This is a genomic window from Clostridium sp. CAG:43, from assembly GCF_000434655.1.
GTDB lineage: Bacteria > Bacillota > Clostridia > Lachnospirales > Lachnospiraceae > Otoolea > Otoolea fessa.
This window is the reverse complement of the sequence record NZ_FR895084.1, coordinates 10,226-13,378: the sequence shown is the minus strand read 5'-3', so window position 1 is coordinate 13,378 and position 3,153 is coordinate 10,226. Positions and strand designations below refer to the sequence as shown.

General features: G+C 52.3%; 4 protein-coding genes. All 4 read right to left on the bottom strand.

Translation table 11 applies throughout. The features are described from left to right. Positions 1 to 583: DUF3048 N-terminal domain-containing protein (locus QVO97_RS06865; RefSeq protein ID WP_288189243.1), on the bottom strand; the 583-nt coding region annotated here is incomplete at its 3' end. Positions 584 to 665: 82 nt separating this feature from the next. Then, the gene (ybeY, locus tag QVO97_RS06860; protein ID WP_022359625.1) at positions 666 to 1,163 is read right to left on the bottom strand and encodes an rRNA maturation RNase YbeY; all 498 of its coding nucleotides are present in this window, start codon (positions 1,161 to 1,163) and stop codon (positions 666 to 668) included. Further along, the gene (locus tag QVO97_RS06855) at positions 1,160 to 2,194 is read right to left on the bottom strand and encodes a PhoH family protein (protein WP_022359624.1); all 1,035 of its coding nucleotides are present in this window, start codon (positions 2,192 to 2,194) and stop codon (positions 1,160 to 1,162) included. The genes ybeY and QVO97_RS06855 overlap by 4 nt, the downstream gene beginning before the upstream one ends. Further along, on the bottom strand, positions 2,169 to 3,153 hold a 985-nt coding region (locus QVO97_RS06850; protein ID WP_288189237.1), incomplete at its 5' end, for a sporulation protein YqfD. The genes QVO97_RS06855 and QVO97_RS06850, both read right to left, overlap by 26 nt.

Below are 3,153 nucleotides of genomic sequence, written 5' to 3'. Positions count from 1 at the left end.
TCTTCCGATCCTTGGTCCGGAAATACGCAGATGCCCCATTGCCTTTGATTCCATCTAAATGTTCCATCTGCTCCAGATACGGAAGTGCAAACGTATTCTGCCCATAATGTGCATAGACCGCCTCAAATTCCCTTGCAAAAAAAGTATAGTATGGGCGGCAGCTCCGGACGGAACCGATCCGATCCAGATCGTCATAGTCCTCTATCAGTGCCATATAGCGGTTCATGCTGCCTTCCACTGGTGCCTCATAGACCACTCCGGCATGGTTGATGCCATACTGCGGAAGCGCCGCCTTGTCATTGCTCATCATGATTGCGAGCGGACGGCGGTTCGCCTTTGCGACATCCGTCCATTCCCCGGTCAGATAACTCTGTATCTTCCCGTCTTTTTCGCAGCGTTCCTCCGGCTCTGCTTCCGGCTGCGTTTCGGCCTCCGTCTCTGTATTTAAGGACAGCTCACGTGTCTCCTCCTGTGTCTCTGCTGCCGTTACCGATATTTCTTTGTGAGCCGAACAGCCTGACAGCCAGCAGACTGCCATCAGAGTCAGTGCCAGTGCCCTTATTTTCCAACTGTTTTTTTTCATTCCATACTTCCCCCATCACATCCCCATATGCCTCATTTCCCGAATGGGCTCTCCCCTTTCCCTCCGGTTCTTTTCCCTGCTTTTAGCGCGTATACCCTTTGCCAGCCAGGATTTCCTCCTGTTTTTTCTCCATCACAAGGCGTTCGTCATCTTCCATATGATCGTAACCGCACAGGTGCAGCATACTGTGTGCCACCAGGAACGCCAGTTCGCGCTCCTTAGAATGACCGTATTTCTCCGCCTGCTCGTCTACCTTATCGATCGAGATCACGATATCGCCCAGAAGAAGTTCGCCCGTTTCCGGGTTAAAATAGTCCTCTGACTGCTCTTCCAACCGTTCAAAATCGGACGGCACATCGTAATCACCCATCGGAAAAGAGAGGACGTCGGTTGCCCGGTCGATTCCTCGGAATTCCTTATTAATACGATGAATCTCCTCATCATTTGTCAGGACTACATTGACCTCCGCCTCATACGGGCATTTTTCATAATCGAGTGCCGCAACCACGATCTCCTCGATGATCGGACGGTAATCTATCTCCCACTCCCGCTCTGCTTCATATTCTATCTGGATTGTCATCTGTTCTTTCTTCCTCCATCTTTCCGGTCACGCGTCCCGGAACTATTTCTCCGGAAACCGCGGGACGCATCCGCATCTTTTTTCTCATACGCATCGTATGCCTCTACGATCTTCTGTACCAGCGGATGGCGGACTACGTCGCTGCTGGTCAGATAGCAGAAACCAATATCGTCAATTTTCTTGAGTACATGAATCGCCGTATCCAGTCCGGACGCAGCTCCGGCAGGCAGATCCTTTTGCGACTGATCGCCCGTCACGATCACCTTGGAACCAAAGCCGATACGTGTCAGGAACATCTTCATCTGTGCCGGGGTCGTATTCTGCGCCTCATCGAGAATGATGAACGCATTATCCAGGGTACGACCACGCATGTACGCAAGCGGCGCCACCTCAATCAAGCCCTTCTCAGAATTGTGCAGGTAACTTTCTGCCCCCATAATCTGATACAGCGCATCGTAAAGCGGACGCAGGTACGGATCGATCTTGCTCTGCAGATCGCCCGGCAGAAAACCCAGTTTTTCCCCCGCCTCGATCGCCGGACGCGTCAGGATGATCCGGCTTACCTCGCCACTCTTAAATGCCTGTATCGCCATCGACATCGCCAGATACGTTTTTCCGGTACCCGCCGGACCGATGCCAAATACAATCATCTTCTTGCGGATCAGATCCACGTACTGTTTCTGTCCCATCGTTTTCGGTTTGACCGGCTTGCCCGTGATCGTCCGGCAGATGATATCCTTATCGATCTCGAGAATCTGATCGTCCTTCTCCGTGAAGGACAGCGACAGGGCGTAATCAACATTCTGCTCGGTAATGGTATTGCCGCGCTTGGAAAGCTCTAACAGATTGTTGAACACACTCTTCGCCTGCCGGATCGTCTGCTCCGGACCGATGATTTTCAGCGCGCCGTCGCGTGTGATCATCGTCACGTGCAGCGTCCGCTCAATCTTTTTCAGATACGCGTCAAACTGTCCGCATACATTCCGCTCATGTTCCATCGGAATATCAATCATTGTCTCTATTATGCTCATTCCTTTGCTGTTCTCCTTGTGTCACAACTTGAATCGGCTCCTCCGTCTGAAGCCGTACCTCAAAATGGCAGACTCCGCCATTTATTAGTATTCTACCATCACTTGCCATAATATGTACACCTTTTTCGATCAATTTTTCTTCCGTCTCCTTTTGAAATGTCGCTGACAGCGCCGCAAGCTCTGGTTCTGTATACCTTTTTTCGCAGACAGACGTCTCCCGGTACTCACTCCACCCGACAGAAAGCGGCAGATAAAAATCAAGCGGGAGCCGCAATTTCCGGTACTCCGTCCGGATCGTCCAGGCAGGTTTCATCCGCCTGCTTCGTCTGAAAAAGCCCCACTGCTCCGCCATATCGAATGTATGTTCTATCATGTCATAAAGTTCTGGAATTTTCCAGTAAAATGTGTGTGTTCCTGCTTCCAAAGCAATTCCGTATCGTTTCTTTCCCGTTTCCGTCCGCATTTCCCTCCAGAGCGGAAGCTCCTTTCTCCCGACCCGCTCCCGGATCCCATATATATCCGCATCCGCCCGCACCCGGTAAGAGGAAATTTCTTCGCCTCCATCATCTGTGATCGGCACCGTTCCCGACACCAGAAGCTGCCCCTTTTCCACCGTATCTCCCGCCTGCACAAGTGGGATTCCGCTCCGGACGACTACCGACGTGATCCGCGCGTCTGATACCGCCGCCAGATCGCACGCCTCGGCGGACTCCACTTCCTGACGGACCGGAACCTCGCTCTCCCGCAGGCGGATGAAAAGGCGCGTCCCATGCAGGCGCACCGACACCCAGGTGATATCTTCAAATGACTCCCGCAGTTCTTCCTCCAGCCTCGCACAGGAAATCCGCTTCTTGGGAATTCCCTCTTCAATCTGCAGCGTCTGGAGGTAATGATTCAGCTCACTTTCGGTATAACGCCGGTTTCCGCTCCAGTCGATCTCCCAGACAAATTGTGCCAGA